The sequence below is a fragment of the Rhizobium indicum genome (genome assembly GCF_005862305.2).
Classification (GTDB): domain Bacteria; phylum Pseudomonadota; class Alphaproteobacteria; order Rhizobiales; family Rhizobiaceae; genus Rhizobium; species Rhizobium indicum.
Window position 1 is genome coordinate 1,468,205 of the sequence record NZ_CP054021.1, and the last position, 21,314, is coordinate 1,489,518.

The following is a 21,314-nucleotide window of genomic DNA, read 5'->3' on the forward strand; positions in this document are numbered from 1 at the left end:
GCGCCTGCACCCAGCACGATTGCAATCCGTCTGGTCCGCCCCGCCGTTGTGTCCATATCCCTTATGAGCCTTTGTTGGCCCCGGTCCGGGGGCCGCGGTCCGCGCGCAGGAAGATACCAGGTCGCCGTTATCGTACTGACCGGATGGCTGCTCGGTTCACCAAATTTCCCAGATCTTAACCAGCCTCGCAAGCGCGGACGCGCTAGAATTTGCGCAGTCACCCCGCGAACACAGGAGGCAACGATGTCTCGCGATCAAAAGCCAGCTACCCAACCGGACGACCCGGAGCGCCGAGCCATCCTTCGCGCCGCCGGAGGCGTTGCAATCGGCGGAATTGCCGCTGCCCTAGCAGGCGATGCAACTGCGTCCGCAGATACGCCAGTCGCAACCGGCGATCCAGGTTCGCTGGGTGCCCGGCTTCAGGGCGTACAGCATTTCGGCCTGACCGTGCAGAACATGGAACGCGCGTACGAGTTCTACACAGCCGTACTCGGTGGGACCGAAGTCTTCCGCCATGGTGACTTTCAAGGCGACGCCGTGCAGAACACACTGCTTGCCGACCAGGAAATCCTGGCCAATCAGCTCGGCGTCAATCCGCGGACGATCGGCGTGCCTGACCTCAGGGACGGCGCCCAACGCCTCGATGTGCGATTCATCCAGTTCGACAACGTCGTTATTGAGCTCTTGCAGTATCGCGATGCGGACCAACCGATGGGTGGTCCCAAGGCGTTCGCGGAACCTGTGGAGCACATGAGCCCGGCTTTTCCGCGAATGATGCACATCTGCTTCTACGTCCGGGATGATGTCGACTTCAACCAGTTTATCGCCGATCTCGAGGCGGAGTCCGAGCGGCGTGGCATGACGCAGGTGCGGGCAAATCGCATCATACGTGTTTCGACAGAAGACGAACGAAAGGCGGCCCCCCAGAGCGCCAACACCAACAAAGTGACCGTTGCGCCATCAGACGGCTGGGAACTGATCTATTGCAAGGGCCCGGAGGGGGAACAACTGGAGTTCGTGAAGGCGCTTGGATCCGTGAAAAAACGGTTTGCCGATGCATTGGCGGCGCATCTGCAACTTGCGAGCGCGAAGTAAGCGCAGAAGGCATCAGCATCACTTTGCAGGCCGGCACCCGGATTTGGCCAGCGGGCCATCTTACCGCGCTTGGCAAGATAAGGAGAAACGACATGATCACTACGCTGCAGCTGCAAGCTTCGGCTATTCTGCTCGGGGGCCTGCTCGCGGGACCCGTTCTCCAAGCGGACGCGCTCGCTCAGGAAGGCCCGGGCCAGGGCTATGCCAAAATTGCAAGTGGGGCCTATTCGGTTGTTGCCGAGGTCCGTGCCAAACCGGGCAAGGAGGCCGAACTACGGGCCGTCACGCTTCCTCTTATTGACCTTGTCCGCAGCGATCCCGCAAACCTCGTCTATTTTCTTCAGGAGAACCGTGAGACCCCCGGACACTTCATCTTCTACGAGATATTCGCCAACGAAGCCGACTTTGAGGCTCATAACGCCATGCCGTATGTGAAGGAGTGGTTTGCCAAGCTGCCCGAACTCGCCGATGGCGGAGTGAAGGTGATGCGAATGCAGATCCTCGCGCCGGCTGGCGACTAGCACGCTTCCCACGAAACTGGACGTCGGCGAACGAGGGCCATCGCGGATTGCTCGGGGAAGAGCACGCCGCGCCGCAGGCGCCGCTTTTGCACACGACACCATCAAGCCAAGAAGGAGCTGCAAGATGAGACTCAAGGGCAAGGTTGCATTGGTCACAGGAGCCGCAGGTGGTATCGGTTTCGCAGTCGCGGATCTGTTCAATAGCGAGGGCGCCATTGTCATCGCCGCCGACATCAAGCCGTCCGAAAAACCATATCCCGACGCCGTCGAAGCAGTGACGCTTGATGTGACCAGCGAAGAGCAATGGGCAACGGTCGTTGCCGCGATCGTCAGGAAACATGGCCGACTTGACGTGCTTGTAAACAATGCCGGCATTATCGCCTACGAGCCGCTCGACAAGCTGGAGATGAAGGACTGGCTGAAGATGATCGCCGTCGACCAGACTGGTGTCTTCCTCGGCATGCGGGAAGCAATTCGCGTCATGCGCAAGCAGCAAGCGGGTGCGATCGTCAACATCTCCTCGATCTGGGGCAGTGCAGCGGTTGCGGGTGCGCATTCCTACCATGCCGCAAAAGGTGCAGTCCGCAACATGTCGAAAAACGCGGCGATGACGTACGTATCCGACGGGATCCGGGTCAACTCCGTGCATCCGGGCTTCGTACACACGCCGCTGACGGATGCACAGGCGCCAGAGCTCAATGAAGCTGTCATCGCGGCAACACCGATGAAGCGCGGTGGCAGGTCGATCGAGATCGCCTACGGCTGCCTGTATCTAGCTTCCGAGGAGGCAAGCTACGTGACCGGCGTCGAGTTGAACATCGACGGCGGTTATCTTGCCCAGTAGCGCAATAGACATGCGGGTCATCGCGGGCGGCTCTCTCTTACGAGCCGCAGACGCGATCAGTCAGACAACTTGATCCGGACCTTGTTCTCCATTTTTCGGGACCGTCTTGGGCAAGAGTCGGGAACGAATCCATCCGCGCAGTCGTGCGCGTCAGCAGTGAATGTCTGCTTTCGATTCCGTTAGCGCAAACGCCAATGACTGGATTGGGGGCGTATGACCGCCGCTCAGCGCCGCAACCTTCATGGTCCGCTTTGGCGGATGTTTTTGAAAGCCTAGTATCTTTCCCCTGGTCCGGGCGGCAGATATTTGGGCCACGTTGCATATTGCCTCCTGAGGTCATCGATATCGGCTCCGTCAGGTAAATGGCCGAAAATAACCGGCCTTCCCCAACGGCACGCCGGAGGAGCTGGCCGCCTAATATCGGCAGGTGATGGCCGCGCTGCCGGTGTGGCGGGTCTGGCCTAGGACCGATCGACAATACTCCTACCGGCATTTGTCGAGCGCTGAGCAATCGTCCGAATTCAGAAGCTCCATTTCTAAACCCATGCAGATATTCCCGCCTAATCGGATGATCTCGTGGGGCTTATATCACTAACCGCCAACATGAGCCGCAAAGAGCGGGGTCATCGCTTTCGACGTCAAAAGAACGTTTCGCGAAGCGACGCCCGTTTGGTCGCGGTCAATCAGGAGACTGATCATGAATAAGCAAAGACGGATCGAGCTGAGCATCGGACGACGAGATTTTGTGGTGGGGGCGGCCCTCACTGGAGCAACCCTGCCGCTCGGATCAATGGCTGGGGCCGCGACCTCGGATACGTCAACCACGCAGACAGGATCGATTATGGAAACACGTAGACTGGGAACTCTGGAGGTGTCGGAAATCGGCGCCGGCGCCATGAGCATCAGTGGCACCTACGGCCCACCGGCCGATATTGCCCAAGGCATCCAAACTTTGCGCACCGCACATGACAACGGCGTGACCTTCTTCGACACCGCCGAAGTCTACGGGCCCCATACAAACGAAGAGTTGGTGGGTGAAGCCTTGGCACCCATGCGGGACAAGGTGAAGATCGCCACCAAATTCGGCTTCGCCCTCGACGGCACGACCGCGCGGGACAGCCGGCCGGAACGCATCAAGCGAGTTGCCGAAGAATCGCTGAAGCGCCTCAGAACAGATCGCATCGATCTGTTCTATCAGCATCGCGTCGACAGGAACGTGCCGATCGAGGACGTGGCAGGCGCCGTCAAGGACCTGATCCAGGAAGGCAAGGTGCTGCATTTCGGCTTGTCTGAAGCGAGCGCAAAAACCATTCGGCGAGCCCATGCCGTGCAGGCGGTCACGGCTGTGCAGACGGAATACTCGGTGATTGAGCGCAGTCCCGAAACGAACGGTGTCCTGGCGACATGTGAGGAACTCGGGATCGGCTTCGTGCCATGGGGACCGCTCGGGATGGGGTATCTGACAGGCAGCATCGACAGCAAGACCAAGTTCGATCCGAAAACGGACCTTCGCGCGAACTTTGAACGCTTTAGCGCGGAAAACATGGCGGCGAATATGCCGATCGTTACCTTCCTGAGGCAGTTCGCGGCGAAAAAGGGAGTCACACCTTCTGCTGTCGCGCTGGCATGGCTGCGAGCACAGAAGCCCTTTATCGTGCCGATCCCTGGCACCCGCAACATCGACCACCTGGTTGAAAATCTCGGGGCGCTTCGTGTCGAACTGACGCCTGAAGATCTCGCCGAGATCAATGCCGTGCTCTCCACCATAACCGTGCATGGCGGGCGCATGAGCCCGATGTTTACGGAATCGGTCGACGTCGAAGCCTGATCTTCCGGAACGGCGGGCGCTCAAGCGGCGCCCGCTGGCATTTCCGAAGCCGCCACAGGTCACATTTCCCATATCCAGAAAGGATCCTCATGCCATCGTTCCGTTCTGTCCTTCTAGCCCTCGGTGGGGCCGCTCTGCTCCTAGCATCCGGCCTTGCCGCCGCAGCCGCCAACCGCGCGACCTTCCCGAAAGATTTCAAGCAGATGGTTATGTATGGAGATTACAGGCGCGGCTCAGGTGGCGAGCTGGCTTATGCCCTGAAGGAAACGATCGACATCGCGAAGGCTGGCCAGCCGTTACCCCCGGGCACGAGGCTTGTACTGGAGATTTATGACGACGGTGCCCTAACCGGCTACTTCGTGATGGAAAAAGGCGTGGATTGGGGCCTCGAAGTCGAGGAGGAGAAGCGCACCGGTGACTGGCATTTCCAGCAGTTCGACACCAACGGCCAGGTCAACCGCACCTCGATCGCGGAACGTTGCGAGGCCTGCCACCAAGGGCAGGAAAGCAATGATTTCATGTTCACCCGCGGCCGCATGGAAGCGTATCTGCCCTGATGCCGCTTCAGGTTCGCCTGCTGATGAACGCCGTGGCGGGTGGTCTGCTAGTGGCTGCCCTGGCCTATGATTGGCTGGGCAACCTTACCCATGAACTGATCGGCACGGCCATGTTCGGGCTGCTGATCTTCCACAACGCCTTCAATCGCCGCTGGTACGGTTCGACCGCCCGCAAGGGTAGCCGGGATCTGCGCGGCTGGCTCAACATCGTCACCATCGGCGCACTCGCGGCCGCAATGCTAAGCCTGCTGGTCACCAGCTTGATCATTTCGCGCTCTCTATTCAGCCTCTTGCCGATTGCCAGCTCGTTCGGGGCACGTCAACTGCACGCCCAGGCCGCCTATTGGGCGCTGGTGATCGTCGCGGTCCACGTCGGCATGCGCTGGGCCATGATCATGGCCTCGATGCGCGCCTGGCTGCGACTTGGCACCCCCAGCGTCGGTAGGACTTGGATCCTCCGCGCCCTGGCGCTGGCCGTAGCCGCCTACGGCGTCCACAGCTGGATGGTCATGGGTACCGGGTCGCGCCTTATGGCCGAAATGACTCTTAATCTCTGGAATTTCGAAGAAGCGGCATTGCGGTTCTTTTTGCACCAGGGCGCCATTGTTGCGCTGTTCGTCTGCCTCGGGCACTACGCAACCAGCCTAATGCAATTGCGCAGGAAAGGCTCACGCTGAGTGGCATTCCGTCACAAATGACAGGTCGCGATTTCGATTCCCATCAAGACCCGATATGGCCGCTTCTGGCGGATACCGCTGACAAAGTCGCGTCGCAGGTGATGACCGCCTTTGCCGGCGTCATGGATGAGCTCCGCGTCGCATGTTTCATGGAGCGCGCAGCGGCTTATACGGGATGACGGAGAGTGGGGCGCGTGCTTTCGCCGGGAGCCCCGCCGTCGAAGAAAATCCTTCCTGCGAAACTCCTCGAATCAAAGTCGATTTTAGGGTAAAATTAACCAGTGCATTGAGAGGGCTGAAACGTCCTTGCGCGCCGCATGCGTCGCGCAGCGCTTACGAAGGAAAGATGAGCCAATGAAAAGGTTAGCAATCGTTATCCTGTCGCTGGTGACGGCGCTGACGAGCGTCCCGCCGGCCATGGCGTTTCCCACTGTTGCCGTGCCGAAAATCGAAGCCGCAGAGGCGCAGCCGGTCCAGTACAGAAATTATCGCGGCGGCTACCGCGGTGGATACCGAGGCGGCTATCGAGGCTACCGCGGGGGTGGCTATCGCAACGACAATTGGGCTTGGGGTCTCGGCGGGCTCGCGACCGGCGCAATCATCGGCGGAATGCTAGCGCAGCCGTATTATGGCCGAAGCTATTACGGTCGGGGCTACTACGATCAGGGCTACTACGACCGGGGCTACTACGGATCGCCCTATTACGGTCCGCCGCGCTACTACGGCTCGACCATTTACCGTCCGCGCTACTACGCGCCGCGCTCGTACCGCCAAGTCTATAGTGGCGGCAACGGACATACGAGCTGGTGCTACTCGCGCTACCGGTCTTACAGGGCTTACGACAACACGTTCCAGCCCTATTACGGTCCGCGACGGGCGTGCGTCTCGCCCTACTAGGCTCAGGACTTATTAATTTGGTTTGAGATGTGATTCAGGCTTCCAACAGGAGGTCTGTGATGGGTGATCTGTTTCTGCTGAGCGAGCGCCAGATGGCGCGGATATCGCCGTTCTTCCCGCAGTCGCGCGGGGTTCCGCGGGTCGATGACCGGCGGGTGGTGAGTGGGATCGTCTACGTGATCCGCAATGGCCTGCAGTGGAAGGACGCGCCGGCAGGTAATGGGCCGCACAACGCTCTACAATCGCTTCATCCGCTGGAGCCGGCTCGGCGTCTTCGATCGCATCTTCGCTGGGCTCACCGGCGGACGGTCCAGGCCTGGGCGCATCATGATCGACGCGACTCATCTGAAAGCCCACCCGCACGGCTGCGAGCCTGCTTAAAAGGGGATGTTCCCGATTGGGCGCGTTGTGCCGATCGCGGAGACAATAATCTCCGCGTCCAGCCCCATCGTTCGCAAGCCGGCGTCTCAGTCGGCAGAGAACTTCTGGACGGCGGTAACGTCGAAATAATCCCGCCACTCGACAATCTTGTCACCTTCGATCTCGAAAATGCCCATGATCATCACGCGTCCGATTTCGCTGCCGTCGGCACGCTCGAACCTGTCGAGCCTTTCGGTGAGAACGCGAGATCCGTCGGCGGCAATCGCGAGCATGTCGATATGGACCGTCGAGATGCCCATCGACGTCTCCAGTCCGTCGATCATGGCGATAGCCTCTTCGACGCCGTTCGTGACTGAAACGCCTTCGTTGACCCAGCGCGTGTTGGGTGTGAACCAGCGACGGACGGCTGGCCTTCCGCCGTCTTCCAAGAATGTGGCGCAAAAAGCCGAAACAGTTTCCGTTGGGGTGGGCATGGCAGTTCCTTTCAGGATGATTTAGAAGCCTCAACGGCCTCTGTGTTCAGCCTGAAGATAGGCTTTGAATCGCGACGCCACGATGCCAGATCTTCCGCTATCATTGCCTGATTTTCCGGAATGATTGATAATTCTGGGCAATCGAGTTAAGCTGCCTTGATGAGCGAACTCGACAAAATCCGCGCCATGGCGGTGCGCCACGCTGGCCGTCAGAGTCCTCAACTGCCGAGACTGTTCGCTTACACCCTCGACCATACAACCGAGATCGACCCGCTGATCTACGATCCTGCGGCGTCCCTGGTGATCCAGGGAACTCAGCGCATGTTTATCGGCGACAAGATGTTTGAGTACGGCCCTGGCCAAAGCATGATCGTCGCGGCTGAGATCGCTGCGTTGGGTCAGATCTGTGAGGCGTCAGAGGATCAACCGTTTCTCGCAGTCGGTCTGTTTTTGGATCCAGCCCTGCTGTCGGATCTCGTACTTGAAATGGCAGCGATACCAGAGTTGCCGATTGAATCGGGATACGGCGTCAGCACCGCGAGCGCGTCGCTTCTGGGCGCTTGGGGAAGACTACTGGAACTACTCGATCGCCCAACCGAAATCCCGGTCATGGCTCAGTCTCTGGAGCACGAGCTCATGTTTCGGCTGCTGATGGGACCGCACGGCGGCCTGCTCCGTCAGATTGCCGGATCTGACTCGCGCCTGATGCACATCCGAAAGGCCATGGCTTGGATCCGCGATCACTACACCGAGCGCCTCAATTTCAAGGCGGTCGCTGCGCTCGCGGGTATGAGCGTATCCGTGTTTTACGATCGCTTTAAAGCCGTTGCCGCCGTCAGCCCGCTTCAGTATCAGAAATATATCCGGCTCCACGAGGCCCGCCGTCGCATGATCGCGAACCAGGTGAGTGCAGCCGAGGTGGGGTTTGCGGTCGGCTATGAAAGCGCCTCGCAGTTCAGCCGTGAGTACAAGCGTCTCTTCGGAGCGCCGCCAGGTCAAGACACCGAGAGAGCGAAAGCGGGCTTGGGGGGAATCAATCGGCCAAGATCGCCTGGTGCTCGACCAGATGTTGCTTGAAACGGCGACCGTAGTCCCGCCCCACGGCCGCGACGACGCTCGCTCGTAGTGCCAAAGCCTCACGCCATATGGATACGCGTGGGAGACCCTGAAATATCATCTGCGTCACGGTCGGGTTGATGAGGTCGAAATACCGGAACAGAGGCGCGAACACCGCATCGACCATGCTGAACGTCGATCCAGAGAAGTAGGGCCCTTGGTCACGCACATCTTCGAGCCTCTCTAGCCGGTTTCGGAACGCTGCCCGCTTGGCGTCTGCGGTTGCACGATCCTTGGCGTTTAGGAGTTGCCAGGCTTCGGCTAGAGCCGCCGTACCATATTCGATCCACGCGCGCTGTTGAGCGCGAGACAGCGCGTCCTCAGAGTAGAGCCTTGCGCCGCCCTGCGTCTCCTCGAGATATTCGCAGATCACCATGCATGCTTTCGAACAGAGTTGCGTCCCAGTCATCCGCTCGCTCCATCTTCGGCAAGGGCACCTTGGACGACATCACCCTACTAAAACATGTCGCGCAAAAGTGTGCAGCGGTTTTGCGATAACGACATGCGTAAAAACAAAGAGCTAAAGCGCGACAAGCGAATCTGAAAGATCGCGACGCGCTTTAGCCGTTTAATTCAGAACAGCATTCAGGTTTGAGGCCTACCCGGTATCACATCATCATGCTTTAGCGAAAACCGCCGCTGGCGGACAATCGTTCGCCGCTCAGCCAGCGGGCATCGTCGGAAGCGAGGAAGACGGCGACACCGGCGATATCATCCGGCTGGCCGATGCGGCCGAGCGGTGTCTGGGCGACGATGGTCTGCTGGAAATCCGAGCCGATGACGCCCGCCGTGTGCGTGCCCTCGGTTTCGACCATCCCTGGCAGGATGGCGTTGACGCGGATCTTGCGCGGGCCGAGTTCCTTGGCAAGCACGCTGTTGATGCCCTCGACGGCTCCCTTCGTCCCGGTATAGACGGCGGAGTCTGGCGGCGCCAGACTGGTGACCACCGAGGAGATGTTGATGATGCTGCCGCCCTCGCCGAGATGCTTCACCGCTGCCTGGGTGGTCAAGAGAACACCGAGAACATTCACGTCGAACATGCGACGATACTGTTCCTCGGTCACCTCACCGATCGGCGCGAATTCATAGACGCCGGAATTGTTGACCAGCACGTCGAGCTTGCCGAACTCCTTGACCGCAGCATCGACCAGTCCCTGTGCCTCACCGGCCTTCGAAACATCGCCTTGCACCGCAATGGCTTTGCCACCGGCCGCGCTGATCGCCTCAACCACGGCGTCGGCTCCCGACTTGCTCGAAGCGTAGTTGACCACCACTTGCGCACCCTCTGCTGCGAACGCCTTGGCAATCGCAGCGCCAATGCCTTTGGAGGCGCCCGTTACGACAGCGACCTTTCCTGTGAGCTTAGCCATTTCTCGTCCCTTCAGATCTGGACAGCCGCCGGGATTGGCAGGCTTGTTCCATAGTTCAGAAATTCGGAACTGTTGATCTCGATGTCAAGGGACGCTATATAAAATTCATGAGACCGCTCTTTCACCCAGCCCTGGAGGACATCAAGCCCGAGGCGATCCTCTATGCGCTGTCCGATCCGGAGCGCGTTGCCATTTATGCAAAGCTTGCCGGCGCCAGCAGTGGCGGGACGTGCTCTGCGCTTGCCGATCTCGGCGATCGCGTCATTCCAAAGTCGTCGCTGTCCAACCATTTCAAGGTGCTGCGCGAGTCCGGGCTGATCATGAGCGAGCGCCAGGGTGTGGAGATGCGCAATCAAACGCGCTGCCCCGAGCTGGACGAACGCTTCCCGGGCCTGATCAAGGCCATCCTGACGGCTTACGGCCAGCTTCCCGGGCAGCCGAAGACGGACTGATCGACCCTAGAGAATAGCCCCCAATGGCCGCTGCCGGCGGAGGTTCGCCTGGTGCTTGCAGGCAACACGAATGGTCGCATGGATCCAGTCGCCCTTTCTATCTGCCCTACTGATGATTGTGGGCGTAGTTTGCGACCCGCGCATTGGACCGACAGGCGACCCAATGCGGGAGCACCAACAGCGGACAGAAGCAGATCAACGAGCGCTGCGGGTTATGATCTCCATCACGAGCTCTTTGTCTTTGTCCGTCCGATAGATTCCCCACACCCGGCAGCCGCGCATGATTTCATAGTTTTCGCGGTTATCCGGGTTCGATCGCATGAGCGCCACAATCACGTCGTTCGCCCCCTCCACTGGTCCGCAAGCCCGCTTCGTGTCCAATTGAAAGACAATGGCCCCTGTTGAACGCTCCCCTTCAGGGTCTCCAGTATTTCGAGGGTCACCCGCGCCTCTTGGCCCGGTTCCAAAACTTCGAAGTCCCGGAAATTGCCCCGAACGATCACGTCAGCGTCGAACAGCTCAGAAAAAAATGGTCGAGGTACTGCGCACGCGTGAGCGCTCGTCGCTGCGACGAAAACGGAAATCAGGGCGCAGACTGCCGGAAGCAAAAATTTCATCCCCCCAAGCGCAACTAAGATGCAAAGGCGGTTTCATATTCAGGATAGGCCATGCCCAATATGATAATATTTATTTCCTGAACGGTTTCATTGAAATCCTCAATCGCGACGCCCTCGCATCGAAGCACCCCGAACTCTGCTGAACATGCAGAGAGCTGGGCCTTGCCCTCTAAATCATTATATTCGCCGTCAATTACGAACGCGTGGAGGCGTGGATCATAATCTGGAGTGGGAACAAAATGTCCCCCTGCAACGCCCATCGACGGATCGATGGGACCGAGATCGGCGTGCCCAATGATTTTTTCTTCGTGCAGAATATCGACATTCATGGCTTCATCTCGAAGTTTGCCTCGTTGCCTACCCACCGAATTTTCGACCACTATACCGCGAAGCTCCATTATATAGGATGTCATCACGATGCTTCCTTCCGAGTGGCAATTGAACGAGTACCGCCGCGTAGGGGCTGGAGCCGGCTCATAACAGCAACAGGCCGACACGCGAACTGCTAGTCAGCGACTGGTCCAACCTTTGGCCTTAGCTTAATTCTTGATCACATTGATGTTGACGGTGACGTCCTTGATGGTCCCCTCGCCGTAGGACACCCTCACCTTGTACATGTCACTTCCAGAATAGCCGCTGTTGGAAGTATAGTATTCCGACACGCCGAGAGATTTCCTGGAATTGCATTTAATGCGGATGCCATCCTTGTAATTTGAATAAATATTCTCTTTGACGAATTCAACCGAGCCATGCGCCGGGGCTTGTACCAATTCTATATTGGCCATTGTTGCAGCCGTGCAGTCTTCATTCAAATTGTAGGACTGGCCCATCTTTGTCCGCTCTCCACTCAGAGCCCGACTGTGATCCGCAGAAATAGCGACACCGTTTTGAGTGGTGACACATCCAGACAGACCGAAAATGATGGAAAGCACAGAAATCGAAATAGAGTTTTCTTTCAAAAATCGCGAAGCCTGCATTTTGTTTTTCATCTCTTGGTTTTATCAATAGCGCCATTCACCTTATCCAAACAGCAGCCTATTGCAATCGTAGGTGCCTGCGGCCGCAACCGCCTTCATGGCCTTATCACCGCGGAAGCAGCCTGCCAGCAAAGCCGATGGTACAGCGCCCATGCTCGATTTTAATCCGCTTTATTCGACCCCGCAGGTTGCGGCTATCGAACAGTTCATCGATCGGCATTATCCGCTCGCAGGGCCGGTTTCCTGCCGGATGCTCCAGCGCGGTTTGAATGATGTGTATCTTGCCGTCGGAAGCAACGGCGAGCGTTATGTGTTCCGGCTTTCCCACCGCCGCGCCCGTGGTCCGGCCGACGTCAAGACCGAAACGGCTTTCCTGACGCATCTTGCGCAATCTGGCGTTCCCGTCGCCGCAGCCGTCCCGACACGCGAGGGCAGCTTGTTCGTTGAGGGAGATGCGCCGGAGGGCGTGCGCCAGGCCGTGCTCTTCCGGGCGCTCGAGGGCCGCAAGCCGGATACGGCGGATGCCGGCGATGCGCGGGCCAACGGCAAGACCCTTGCTTTGATGCACGACGCCGCCGAGACATTTCAGCCGGACGGAGCGCTCTATCGGCTTGATCTCGAACACTTGCTGCATCGGCCGCTTGCCCGCATATGCGACAGCGGCGTCGTGGAGGACGCCGAGGTCCGCAGCGAACTTGAAGACATCGCTGCGCGGACCGCAAAGGCGATCGAAGCCTTCGGCGATTTGACGTCGACCTATTGCCACGGCGACTGTCACGGCTTCAATGCGCGGATCAACGACGCCGGTGAAGCCGTATTTTTCGACTTCGATGACGGAGGTCCGGGATATCTCGCCTACGACTTGTCGGTGTTTTTGTGGGCTCAAATATCCTTCGGTCGGAGATCAACCGCCATGTGGGACGCCTTCGTCGATGGCTATCGAACCGTCCGGCCGATCACGCCCGACGACTTCGAAGCCGCCCATCGCTTCGTGATCGTCCGCCACATCTGGCTGATGGGCGAATATGCCAGCCGGGCCCAGGAATGGGGAAACGAGACTGTCGGCTGGATTGCCCGGGAAGCAAATTTCCTCAGGCGGTGGGAGACCGAGCGATGTGTCGATCGGCTGTTTTGATTCAGGCCTACTCGGCAGCCGGAGGATCGGCGGTGCGCCGGCGCAGTCGGCGATCGCTTCGACCTTCGCCCACTCCTGGTGCCGATAAAGGAACGCCCGTGAAGGTCGATATATGGGACTTGGCGGGATATCAGCACTCCCGCTGTGTCATATTTTCTTGAGAAGCGTTAACATGGTTCCGCTGGATTGCCCGGTGTGACGGCGGTACGCGCGACCCGAATGGCCGTGTTACGGTCCATTCTTGATCGGGAGAGGATGGTAAGCCATGGAAGCCGCAGAACTACGATATAATTGGGCTGATCCCGACGTCTACGAGACATTCATAGGGCGCTGGAGCGAACATCTGGCAAGCCCATTTCTCACACGTGCCAATATTGCTCCGGGCAGTCGCGTGCTCGATGTAGCATGTGGGACAGGTGTGTTGTCGAAAGCGCTGGCCGAGGCGGGAGCGCATGTGATCGGTGTTGACGCATCGGAGGGATACCTGGAAGGAGCCCGCCGTCGACGATCCCACCCCAATATCGCATATGAACACGGCGATGTCCGGCACATGCGGTTCGACACTAACTTTTTCGATGCGGCCGTTTCCACGCTGGCCCTGGACGTTATCCCGGAAATTGAACAGGTAGTTGCCGAGATGATGCGCGTGACCCGTCCAGGCGGCGTGGTCGCGTCCGCCGTTACTCAGTTCTTGGGTGGCATGCCCGCCTTCGATCTCGTCATTAACACCGGCGCCGTGCTTGAGACCGACTTCGCCAGGCTGAGATCCATGCGGGCGGGGCGCCAGCTCTTCTGGCCTAATGGTCAGGCGACGTTGTGGCGGAAGATCGGCCTCGTCGACGTGACGGAGATTCCCGTTGTCGTGGATTGCGAGTATGCGTCCTTCGCGGATTATTGGGCTACGTTCACCGACGGCCCAGGCAGCATCACAAGCACATTGATTGCACTTTCGGACGATGCCCGCGGTTCGATCGAACAGCATGTTCGTGCCGGGTATCTGGTTGGCTTACCCGATGGACCCCGGTCATTTCCCATGATGTTCCGTGTGGTGCGTGGCTTGGTCCCGGCCTGATTCTGGAGAGCATGCAATGGGCCTGCGAGGGCCCGGTGTGGGCCATTCTGAGACCATAATCCCCGCGGGTTGATCGTCAGCTATCGTTCCTCGGCAGCCAAAAGCTGCCAGGCCGCTAACGGCCCCAAATGCCGATCAGCAATGCGCCTCATAATGGTCATCGAGCCACCCCGTCGCTGTTGCTGCAAGGCGGACATGACGCAGTGACAACGCGGCTCGCAGTTGCGCCAAAAGCCGCCATTCCGCCCCATGCGGGTGATTAGATCACGAATCCCTCCTCGTACGTCTGTGGCTCGGGAACGACCGTAACCTCCACTGGAACGATCCAATTGGCCGCGTAGCTCTCGCAGTCGGAACGCTGGAGGTCGGGCTGCACGCACCCCGCCCCATCGATCGCGCGACATCGCAGCATATATCGCCCCACTTCTTCAGGGGTCCACATGTACTCCCACAAGCGCCATGCAAAGGGACGGTCTGTTTCGAGAAGCCTTCCCTCGCGCCAGCCCCTGCCATCTCCGGTGCAGACCTGCACCTGCCGGATAGCAGCCTCTCCGCTCCAGGCGGCGCCGAAAATCCGGTACGGTTGGCCGGCGATGAGACGCGCCCCCTGTACGGGACGCGCGATCTGCGCTTTGACCTCCATCTCCGCAAGAGGGACCAGCCTGGGTTCCTCGAGGCTGCGCTCCCAACGGAAATAGTCGCGCGCCTGCCAGTAGCCAAGGAACGGTTGCTCCACAACCGTGATATGCGTGATCCATTTGACCCAAGCCATGCCGAACCAGCCACCCACGACCGCGCGTAGCGGGTAGCCGTGATCGCGCGTCAACGGCTCCTCGTTCATCGAATAGGCAAGGATCGTGCTGTCAGCGATGGCCTTCTCAAGCGGTAAACTGCGCGCAAAAGCGATGGGGCCGGGAGAAGCCGTTTTCTTGTTCGTGTCGACGACGCCGCTGTCGGCGCCTGCGAGCAGAACCTCACGTGCGGTTGGCTTAACGCCCGCCATTTCCAAAATCTCGCGCAGAAGAACACCTGTCCAGGCGGCATTGCCGACGGCTCCGTTCTGCCACTGCAACCCCTCCTTCGGCGGCTCATAGTAGACGCGCCCGTTCCCTGCGCACTCGACGACGGCGGTGAAAGTCGTGCTCCGCATCGCCTTGATGCTGTCGAGGTCAAGTTCGATCGGCCGCTCCACCGCCCCGTCAACGCGCAATCTCCAGTCTCGCGCATCGAGGTCCGGCGACGGGAAATGGTTTCGCACGAAGAACTGCTCGGTTGGGATCAGCCAATCGGAGAGCGACGCAAACGGAAACTCGATGTTCGGTGGGGATTTCTGTCGAACTATTAGACTGGGTTGCTGTGGTGTCGGCATCGTCCTCGTCTCCCCTTTCAACAGCACAACGTCGGCTCTCGGTCGCGCGAATTCCGGTACGATCACACCGCCCCTCGCAGTGTGTCGGTCGCATTCCGACTTCGGGCCGCATTCTAGCACATACCGCACGTTCCTCGGATCGACCTCGAACGGCAGCAAAGGGGCCGACGGCGGTCTTGACCGCTTTGCGCCCATTTCCAGACATACGTCTCGCCGACCGGAACGAGCGACGAGCGCCGCATCTGGGCTTTCGCGGTCAGTGAAACGAAGGTCGCGTCTCGGACCCTTCGAAGCGTTTGTCATCTGTGGCTGCTCGTCAACGCGATTAGGGCGAAGCACACTCCGGCAGGCGCAACGGCTTCTTTAGCTTCGTGAGCTCTTCCGCTTTGGCGCAATCAGGAAAGCCGACGAGCCGCATGGTTTCGATCAACCGCTGGCGCTCCGCTTCATTGAATCCGGGAATATTGGCAAATCCCTCAACGGTCAAATTGGGAAACCGCCTGAGTGCGTCCGTTACTGAGACCTTCGCCTCTTCAGTTCGGCCAAGAGCCGCAAGCGCGCCAGAACGCATCACCCAGTGTTTCCTTCCATAGTTTTCCGCCGTCAAGCGGTCCAGCATCCGCAGGGCATCCTCATACCGGCCAGCCATGAAGTAGGCATGAGTGAAAATCCTGGCACTCCACATCGGGAAACCGGGGTTGAGACTGACCGCCTTGTCGACCAGTTCCGCGGTGCGCTCAGGCTCGCCGAAGGTCGAGGCCCAATCGATATAGAAAGTCAGAACTTCGAACTGACCGGGAGCGAGGCGCAGCGCGGTATCGAACTCTACCTTGGCGCGTCCAAATTCGCCTCTGTCGCCTAAAACTATGGCATAAACAGCATGCGCCTCGGCATCGCTCGGGTCGAGCTGGACGGCGCGCTCGGCAGCCTCGGCAGAGAGAACCCGGTTCTTGTCGGGTTCAACCCCAAAACCGGTCAAGACACCATGGGAATGGCTAAGTTCGACCCAGGCGCGGGCAAGACCGGGGTCCAGTTCGACCGCGCGGGTGAGCAGCCTGACGGCCTCCTCGACATCCGCCTGATTGACTTGCTCGAGTTTTTCGGTGCCGAGCAGATAAAGTTCGTAGGCGTTGAGATTCCCGGGCGGCTTTCGGTGGGCAGTGATGCGGCCCGCCTCCTGGACCAAACCTGCGCCGCCGCCGAGGCGGTTCGAAATCTGCTCGGATATTTCGATCTGGATTGCGAACAAGTCCTCGTCCGGCCGGTCCCAGCGCTGCGACCAAAGATGTTTGCCCGTCTTGGCGTCGCTGAGCTGCGTCGTAATTCTTACGCGGTCAGACTGACGCTGGATGGAACCCTCGACCACAAATCCCGCGCCAAGCGCCTTACCCACTTCACTCGGCGCGGCTGGTTTGTCCCGGTATTGTTCAGTCGAGTTACGGGCGATCACGTGGAATTCAGGGAACCCCGCCAGATCGGTGATGATGTCCTCAGTGAGGCCATTGGCGAGGCGTCCGGTCGCCTCGTCGCCGCCATAGTTGTCGAACGGCAGCACCGCTACCGACGGCTTGCCGCTTACTGTCGCGGTCGGCCAGAATTGCCAGACCGTCCCGGCCAAGACCAGAATAAGGACTGGCACGGCTGCTGCTGCCCAAACCCAGCGCGGAGGCGATGACCGCGCTGGTTGGCGTGGGGCTTGTCCCTCTAGGATGACGCGGAAGGCCTGTACCGGTTCGGCGATATTCTTCACCTTCTGCTCGCCCATCGGCTCGAAACCGAAAGCCAGCTTCTTCTCAACCTCCCTTGCGACCTTTCCCGAAACACAGATGCCGCCAGGGTCTGCCAACTGCTGAAGCCTGGCCGCGACGTTGACGCCCTCGCCATACCGGTCCTCGCCCTCAACGATCACCTCGCCGAGATTGATCCCGATCCTGACCCTGATCCGCTGGTCCTCGGGAACGGCGGCGTTCCGTTCCGCCAGCCCGCGCTGCAGCGAGACGGCGCATTCCACCGCGTCCACCACGCTGCCAAATTCGGCGAGCATCCCGTCGCCCATCAGCTTGAAAATCTGGCCGTGATGGCGAGCAATATCCGGCTCAAACAGTTCCTTGCGTCCCGCACGAAGGCGCTCGAATGTACCAGCCTCGTCGCGCTCCATCAGCGCGGAATAGCCCACGACATCAGCAGCGAGGATGGCGGAAAGCTTGCGGTCCATTGGTTCGGCCTCACCCGCCCTATTATAGGACTGGTCGCACTTAAATGAAACGACCGACCTCAACAGCGCTTCAGGGGAACCCGCGTTTCATCCAACGCTTCCACTGAATGCCGCAGGCAGTCCCTCGGTGTGGAATGTGAGCCCGATTGTTCGTGTGCCTACCGCAGCAATGTGAGGACCGGCGTCGAACGCAGCCCCACTGTCCGGTGTGGGCGGCGAAGCGGCGCATGACCTAACCATCAGTTCTGCACCTGCGAGCGCAGCCAGTCCTGAAGCTTGTCCACCGCTTCGGACTTCCGGTATCGCGGCTTCACCAGATAGAAGTGCGAGCGCGCTTTGAGGGCGCCGTCGAAGACCTGCCTCAACCTGCCCGCCTCGATGTCGGTCGAGACAAAAGCGCGGGTCGCCACAGCGATGCCCTGTCCGGCGATTGCAGCTTCGATCGCGTGCGATGTCTGTGAGAAGCTGATGCCCCGAAACAGTGTGGGATCACCGCCGCCGAGGAAGCGATCGATATATTCGGGCCAGGAATTATGGGCATCGTGAAGCAGCGTGTAGTGCGAGAGTTCTTCCGCATTCTCCGGCTCGGCTCCCTCGGCGACAAGGCTCGGATTACAGATGGCAATGATCTCCTGCTCGAACAGCAGTTCGGCGGCGAGGCCGGGACCGAAGGGAGGGCTGCCATATCGGACGGCGAGATCGACGCCGTCGACCTGGAAGCTGGAAATGCGGTCTGTCGCCAGGATGTGGAGATCGAGACCGGGATGCCTCGAGGTGAAATCAGGAAGACGCGGGATCAGCCATCTCGAGGCGAAGGTCGGTGTCGTGCTGACCACCAGTTTGACCGGCTGAGGCTTCAGGTTCGCCGTCGCGTTTGCGAGCAGTTCGAAGGCGCGCCTGACGTCGGCGACGTAGCTTCGCCCCTCGCCCGTCAGCGCCAACGACTTCGGCAGGCGCTCGAACAATGTCACCCCGAGTTCCGCCTCAAGCCCGCGCACGTGCTGGGCGACAGCCCCTTGGGTGACGCCGAGCTCTTCGGCCGCGAGCCGGAAGTTCAGATGACGCGCCGCCACGTCGAAGGCCTTGAGGCCGTTGAGGGATGGAAGATTGCCGATGGACATGGACATTCGATAGTTTTTCTACTGGAACATTTCACGAAAACTGGTTCGCTTCCGCTTGAAGCCCATGGTATTCGAAGGATCAACGCCCGGCAATGGGTGCAAATCGACTAGGGAGAGCGACGATGACAGTAGAAAAGGTAGCGATCATCACGGCTGGCGGCAGCGGCATGGGTGCGGAGGCCGCGAAGCGGCTGGCGGCCGATGGCTTCAAGGTCGCTATCCTGTCCTCGTCAGGCAAGGGCGAGGCGCTTGCCGCCGAACTCGGCGGCATCGGCGTCACCGGCTCGAACCAGTCCAACGACGACCTGAAGCGCCTGGTCGACGCCACGATGGAGAAATGGGGCCGTGTCGACGTCCTCGTCAACAGCGCCGGCCACGGCCCCCGCGCGCCGATCACCGAGATCACCGACGAACAGTGGCATGCGGGCATGGACATTTATTTCATGAACGTGGTCCGTCCCGTGCGGCTGGTCACGTCGATCATGCAGGCGCAGAAGTCGGGCGCAATCGTCAACATCTCCACCGCCTGGGTGTCCGAACCGTCGGCGATGTTCCCGACCTCGGCCGTCTTCCGCGCCGGGCTCGCCGCCTACACCAAGATTTACGCCGACACCTATGCGGCCGACGGCATCCGCATCAACAACGTGCTGCCAGGCTGGATCGACAGCCTGCCGGCGACGGAGGAGCGCCGCGACAGCGTGCCGATGAAGCGCTACGGCACCAGCGCCGAAGTGGCCGCGACGATTTCCTTCCTCGTTTCCGAAGGGGCGGGCTATATCACCGGCCAGAGCCTCAAGATCGACGGCGGCCTTACCCGGTCCGTCTGACAGGATCGCTTTCAACGCCAAGGAGAACAGCGATGTGCTTCAACTGGAACGTCAAGGCCGGCGAGATAAGGAACGCGGAGGCGACGGAGTGACCCTCGCCGAGGTCGATGCATCGGCCTGGGCCGAGCTGGAAGGCGCTGCCGCCGATCCGCAGTCGGCCTTCCGCTACCTGAACCTGTGTTCGGTCGACGGCGGCGGCCGGCCGCAAGCCCGCATGGTGGTGCTGAGGCGCGTGGATGTGGCGCGACGCATCCTGGAAATCCATACGGATGTCAGAAGCCCGAAATGGCAGGAAATATCGGCCAATCCTCGGGTCACCCTCCTCGGCTTTGGCCCGCAGCCGAAAGTGCAGCTTCGCCTGCAGGGATCGGCCGAACTCAATGGACCGGCAAGCGAGTGCGCGGCCGAGGCCTGGAGCCTGCTGCCGCGATCGACGCGCAGCACCTATATGGGCGGGCCGCCGGGCGACGACATCGGCGAGCGGCCGGCAAGCGAGGGTAGGATCGCAGACGCCGATGGAGGGGCCTTCTTCGGGGTGCTGATATTCCGGGCCGAGACGCTGGACTGGTTCCAGCTGCGCCACGCCGACAACCGGCGCGCAGTCTTTGCTTACGACCATCTGGGCGCGCTGACCTCTTCCCGCTGGGTCAATCCCTGAACGCCAGACGACATCGAAACCGCCGATCGGTTTGTATCGTCCGCCCACCGCGCCACCCTGCACAGGAGGACGCTGAACAGGCCTTTTTCGTCAGTCCCTAATAAAGTGTCTTTCGGTAGGCTTGCTCCAGGTCTTCGTCCATCTTTCGCATTTCATCCCCGTCCTTCGGCGCCCCTGTCGTCTCATCCAGAATGATCTTTATCAGCGAGGGCATCTCGGTGCGGTCCTGGAAATGATCCGGGCTCCACAAGTGGGACCGTCTGAACGCCTTGGCGCAATGCATGAAAACTTCGCTTACATTGACGATGATCGCGAGTTTCGGCAGACGATCGGCAACGCTCATGCTCGTCAGCAATTGAGGATCATGGGTCAGACTTGCCCGCCCGTTGACGCGCAATGTGTCGTCGAAACCGGGGATAAGAAACAATAGCCCGACATTCGGGTTGGCGATGATGTTGCTTAGGGTATCAAGACGATTGTTGCCAGGTCGATCCGGGATCGCCAGGGTGCGCTCGTCAAGAACCTTGACGAACCCCGGAGGGTCGCCGCGAGGACTGACGTCGGCCCTCCCCTCCGAACTCTGCGTGCCGATGCAGAAGAATGGCGAGCGCCGAATGAATTCCTGCGCGTGCTCGCCAAGAGAATTCTGACACTTCACGATTGCCAGAGCGTGGGTCGGCTCGAACAGCGCCCGAAGCGACTGCTCATCCGCGATGGCAAAATCTGGATTGAGTTGTAAGGCCGTCATGATCCCCTCCCGAAATCCCTCTTATCGCATGGCCGAACGGTCGGTCCGGAACCCTGACCTCGCTCGTCTCCGTCCGCAAGCCATGGATATGATGTACGTACCTCAGAAGATATACATGAGTTGCTACCCGGGATCAATGAAGGTTTCCGTCGATGCCGCCATCACCGAGATAGCCAAAGCCACCAAGCGAGTGTTTCCACTTTATCGGATAAATCCTGGTCACCACCTCTAACCGCACGCGAAGCATTCCGTTGCTGACCTCGGACGCTCGACAGTGGTCGATAACTTGGCGCGTCATCAGGGAGGTTCTGACTGGAGTTCAGCAAACATTGCTAAAACCTCCCTGATGTCCTTTCAACAAGGA

The 21,314-nt window shown here is 59.8% G+C and carries 22 protein-coding genes and 1 pseudogene; 14 read left to right on the plus strand and 9 right to left on the minus strand.

Features of this window, described 5'->3' with window-relative positions:
• Positions 1–243: 243 nt before the first annotated feature.
• From FFM53_RS07330 to FFM53_RS07365, 8 genes and pseudogenes are all read left to right on the plus strand, one after another.
• Complete coding sequence (locus FFM53_RS07330) at positions 244–1,095, plus strand: VOC family protein (RefSeq protein WP_138387870.1); 852 nt, start codon at positions 244–246, stop codon at positions 1,093–1,095.
• Positions 1,096–1,187: 92 nt separating this feature from the next.
• A complete protein-coding gene (locus FFM53_RS07335) occupies positions 1,188–1,616 on the plus strand; it encodes a putative quinol monooxygenase (protein WP_138387871.1) in 429 nt (142 codons plus the stop codon).
• Positions 1,617–1,740: 124 nt separating this feature from the next.
• Complete coding sequence (locus tag FFM53_RS07340) at positions 1,741–2,460, plus strand: SDR family NAD(P)-dependent oxidoreductase (RefSeq protein WP_138387872.1); 720 nt, start codon at positions 1,741–1,743, stop codon at positions 2,458–2,460.
• A gap of 841 nt (positions 2,461–3,301) precedes the next feature.
• Positions 3,302–4,288, plus strand: a complete 987-nt coding sequence (locus tag FFM53_RS07345) for an aldo/keto reductase (protein ID WP_138388033.1) — start codon at positions 3,302–3,304, stop codon at positions 4,286–4,288.
• A gap of 89 nt (positions 4,289–4,377) precedes the next feature.
• A complete protein-coding gene (locus FFM53_RS07350) occupies positions 4,378–4,845 on the plus strand; it encodes a cytochrome P460 family protein (protein WP_138387873.1) in 468 nt (155 codons plus the stop codon).
• Positions 4,845–5,522: a DUF4405 domain-containing protein gene (locus FFM53_RS07355; protein WP_138328702.1), complete on the plus strand. Its 678-nt coding sequence runs from the start codon at positions 4,845–4,847 to the stop codon at positions 5,520–5,522. Before FFM53_RS07350 ends, FFM53_RS07355 begins: the two co-directional genes overlap by 1 nt.
• Before the next feature lie 354 nt (positions 5,523–5,876).
• Positions 5,877–6,419, plus strand: coding sequence for a BA14K family protein (locus FFM53_RS07360; RefSeq protein WP_012756473.1), 543 nt, complete (start codon positions 5,877–5,879; stop codon positions 6,417–6,419).
• A 59-nt stretch (positions 6,420–6,478) separates the two neighbouring features.
• Positions 6,479–6,807, plus strand: a pseudogene (locus FFM53_RS07365) (transposase); the annotation flags it as partial.
• 79 nt (positions 6,808–6,886) lie between these two features.
• Here the strand turns inward: FFM53_RS07365 and FFM53_RS07370 are convergent.
• Positions 6,887–7,273 (minus strand): limonene-1,2-epoxide hydrolase, encoded by a 387-nt coding sequence (locus FFM53_RS07370; RefSeq protein WP_138387874.1) that lies wholly within the window; start codon positions 7,271–7,273, stop codon positions 6,887–6,889.
• A 159-nt stretch (positions 7,274–7,432) separates the two neighbouring features.
• Between FFM53_RS07370 and FFM53_RS07375 the strand changes: the two genes are divergently transcribed.
• Positions 7,433–8,350, plus strand: coding sequence for an AraC family transcriptional regulator (locus FFM53_RS07375; RefSeq protein ID WP_138387875.1), 918 nt, complete (start codon positions 7,433–7,435; stop codon positions 8,348–8,350).
• Here FFM53_RS07375 and FFM53_RS07380 read toward each other — a convergent pair.
• Positions 8,307–8,765: a glutathione S-transferase family protein gene (locus FFM53_RS07380; protein ID WP_210273018.1), complete on the minus strand. Its 459-nt coding sequence runs from the start codon at positions 8,763–8,765 to the stop codon at positions 8,307–8,309. The two genes, FFM53_RS07375 and FFM53_RS07380, sit on opposite strands and share 44 nt — an antisense overlap.
• Positions 8,766–9,012: 247 nt before the next feature.
• The gene (locus FFM53_RS07385; protein ID WP_138387876.1) at positions 9,013–9,759 is read right to left on the minus strand and encodes a glucose 1-dehydrogenase; all 747 of its coding nucleotides are present in this window, start codon (positions 9,757–9,759) and stop codon (positions 9,013–9,015) included.
• A gap of 107 nt (positions 9,760–9,866) precedes the next feature.
• On the opposite strand from FFM53_RS07385, the gene FFM53_RS07390 reads away from it, so the two are divergent.
• Positions 9,867–10,211, plus strand: coding sequence for an ArsR/SmtB family transcription factor (locus FFM53_RS07390; RefSeq protein WP_138387877.1), 345 nt, complete (start codon positions 9,867–9,869; stop codon positions 10,209–10,211).
• Between the two features lie 631 nt (positions 10,212–10,842).
• On the opposite strand, the gene FFM53_RS07395 is transcribed toward FFM53_RS07390, so the two are convergent.
• Both FFM53_RS07395 and FFM53_RS07400 read right to left on the minus strand, forming a co-directional pair.
• Entirely contained in the window at positions 10,843–11,241 is a 399-nt protein-coding gene (locus tag FFM53_RS07395) for a hypothetical protein (RefSeq protein WP_246413111.1), read from the minus strand.
• Positions 11,242–11,367: 126 nt separating this feature from the next.
• Positions 11,368–11,817, minus strand: a complete 450-nt coding sequence (locus FFM53_RS07400; protein WP_425504950.1) for a hypothetical protein — start codon at positions 11,815–11,817, stop codon at positions 11,368–11,370.
• 139 nt (positions 11,818–11,956) lie between these two features.
• Here FFM53_RS07400 and FFM53_RS07405 point away from each other — a divergent pair, with 139 nt between their 5' ends.
• Together FFM53_RS07405 and FFM53_RS07410 are read left to right on the plus strand one after the other, a co-directional pair.
• Positions 11,957–12,940 carry a phosphotransferase enzyme family protein gene (locus FFM53_RS07405; protein WP_138328709.1) on the plus strand — a complete coding sequence of 328 codons (984 nt, stop codon included), beginning with the start codon at positions 11,957–11,959 and terminating at the stop codon, positions 12,938–12,940.
• A 265-nt stretch (positions 12,941–13,205) separates the two neighbouring features.
• Positions 13,206–14,012 (plus strand): class I SAM-dependent methyltransferase, encoded by an 807-nt coding sequence (locus FFM53_RS07410; protein WP_138387878.1) that lies wholly within the window; start codon positions 13,206–13,208, stop codon positions 14,010–14,012.
• A 259-nt stretch (positions 14,013–14,271) separates the two neighbouring features.
• Here the strand turns inward: FFM53_RS07410 and FFM53_RS07415 are convergent, their stop codons facing one another.
• From FFM53_RS07415 to FFM53_RS07425, 3 genes are all read right to left on the minus strand, one after another.
• Entirely contained in the window at positions 14,272–15,381 is a 1,110-nt protein-coding gene (locus tag FFM53_RS07415) for a sulfite oxidase (protein ID WP_246413113.1), read from the minus strand.
• 325 nt (positions 15,382–15,706) lie between these two features.
• Positions 15,707–17,596, minus strand: coding sequence for an adenylate/guanylate cyclase domain-containing protein (locus FFM53_RS07420; RefSeq protein ID WP_138387879.1), 1,890 nt, complete (start codon positions 17,594–17,596; stop codon positions 15,707–15,709).
• 239 nt (positions 17,597–17,835) lie between these two features.
• Complete coding sequence (locus tag FFM53_RS07425) at positions 17,836–18,723, minus strand: LysR substrate-binding domain-containing protein (protein ID WP_138387880.1); 888 nt, start codon at positions 18,721–18,723, stop codon at positions 17,836–17,838.
• Positions 18,724–18,839: 116 nt separating this feature from the next.
• Here FFM53_RS07425 and FFM53_RS07430 point away from each other — a divergent pair, with 116 nt between their 5' ends.
• Entirely contained in the window at positions 18,840–19,544 is a 705-nt protein-coding gene (locus tag FFM53_RS07430; protein WP_138387881.1) for an SDR family oxidoreductase, read from the plus strand.
• An 88-nt stretch (positions 19,545–19,632) separates the two neighbouring features.
• Positions 19,633–20,202 carry a pyridoxamine 5'-phosphate oxidase family protein gene (locus FFM53_RS07435; RefSeq protein WP_138387882.1) on the plus strand — a complete coding sequence of 190 codons (570 nt, stop codon included), beginning with the start codon at positions 19,633–19,635 and terminating at the stop codon, positions 20,200–20,202.
• Positions 20,203–20,299: 97 nt separating this feature from the next.
• Here FFM53_RS07435 and FFM53_RS07440 read toward each other — a convergent pair whose 3' ends face one another.
• Positions 20,300–20,950: a pyridoxamine 5'-phosphate oxidase family protein gene (locus FFM53_RS07440; RefSeq protein ID WP_138387883.1), complete on the minus strand. Its 651-nt coding sequence runs from the start codon at positions 20,948–20,950 to the stop codon at positions 20,300–20,302.
• Positions 20,951–21,314 lie beyond the last annotated feature (364 nt).

Bases quoted from the DNA above. Each gene is read 5' to 3' on its own strand.
- FFM53_RS07330 (WP_138387870.1), top strand. From the start codon at position 244: ATGTCTCGCGATCAAAAGCCAGCTACCCAACCGGACGACCCGGAGCGC.
- FFM53_RS07335 (WP_138387871.1), top strand. From the start codon at position 1,188: ATGATCACTACGCTGCAGCTGCAAGCTTCGGCTATTCTGCTCGGGGGC.
- FFM53_RS07340 (WP_138387872.1), top strand. From the start codon at position 1,741: ATGAGACTCAAGGGCAAGGTTGCATTGGTCACAGGAGCCGCAGGTGGT.
- FFM53_RS07345 (WP_138388033.1), top strand. From the start codon at position 3,302: ATGGAAACACGTAGACTGGGAACTCTGGAGGTGTCGGAAATCGGCGCC.
- FFM53_RS07350 (WP_138387873.1), top strand. From the start codon at position 4,378: ATGCCATCGTTCCGTTCTGTCCTTCTAGCCCTCGGTGGGGCCGCTCTG.
- FFM53_RS07355 (WP_138328702.1), top strand. From the start codon at position 4,845: ATGCCGCTTCAGGTTCGCCTGCTGATGAACGCCGTGGCGGGTGGTCTG.
- FFM53_RS07360 (WP_012756473.1), top strand. From the start codon at position 5,877: ATGAAAAGGTTAGCAATCGTTATCCTGTCGCTGGTGACGGCGCTGACG.
- FFM53_RS07370 (WP_138387874.1), bottom strand. From the start codon at position 7,273: ATGCCCACCCCAACGGAAACTGTTTCGGCTTTTTGCGCCACATTCTTG.
- FFM53_RS07375 (WP_138387875.1), top strand. From the start codon at position 7,433: ATGAGCGAACTCGACAAAATCCGCGCCATGGCGGTGCGCCACGCTGGC.
- FFM53_RS07380 (WP_210273018.1), bottom strand. From the start codon at position 8,765: ATGGTGATCTGCGAATATCTCGAGGAGACGCAGGGCGGCGCAAGGCTC.
- FFM53_RS07385 (WP_138387876.1), bottom strand. From the start codon at position 9,759: ATGGCTAAGCTCACAGGAAAGGTCGCTGTCGTAACGGGCGCCTCCAAA.
- FFM53_RS07390 (WP_138387877.1), top strand. From the start codon at position 9,867: ATGAGACCGCTCTTTCACCCAGCCCTGGAGGACATCAAGCCCGAGGCG.
- FFM53_RS07395 (WP_246413111.1), bottom strand. From the start codon at position 11,241: ATGACATCCTATATAATGGAGCTTCGCGGTATAGTGGTCGAAAATTCG.
- FFM53_RS07400 (WP_425504950.1), bottom strand. From the start codon at position 11,817: ATGAAAAACAAAATGCAGGCTTCGCGATTTTTGAAAGAAAACTCTATT.
- FFM53_RS07405 (WP_138328709.1), top strand. From the start codon at position 11,957: ATGCTCGATTTTAATCCGCTTTATTCGACCCCGCAGGTTGCGGCTATC.
- FFM53_RS07410 (WP_138387878.1), top strand. From the start codon at position 13,206: ATGGAAGCCGCAGAACTACGATATAATTGGGCTGATCCCGACGTCTAC.
- FFM53_RS07415 (WP_246413113.1), bottom strand. From the start codon at position 15,381: ATGCCGACACCACAGCAACCCAGTCTAATAGTTCGACAGAAATCCCCA.
- FFM53_RS07420 (WP_138387879.1), bottom strand. From the start codon at position 17,596: ATGGACCGCAAGCTTTCCGCCATCCTCGCTGCTGATGTCGTGGGCTAT.
- FFM53_RS07425 (WP_138387880.1), bottom strand. From the start codon at position 18,723: ATGTCCATGTCCATCGGCAATCTTCCATCCCTCAACGGCCTCAAGGCC.
- FFM53_RS07430 (WP_138387881.1), top strand. From the start codon at position 18,840: ATGACAGTAGAAAAGGTAGCGATCATCACGGCTGGCGGCAGCGGCATG.
- FFM53_RS07440 (WP_138387883.1), bottom strand. From the start codon at position 20,950: ATGACGGCCTTACAACTCAATCCAGATTTTGCCATCGCGGATGAGCAG.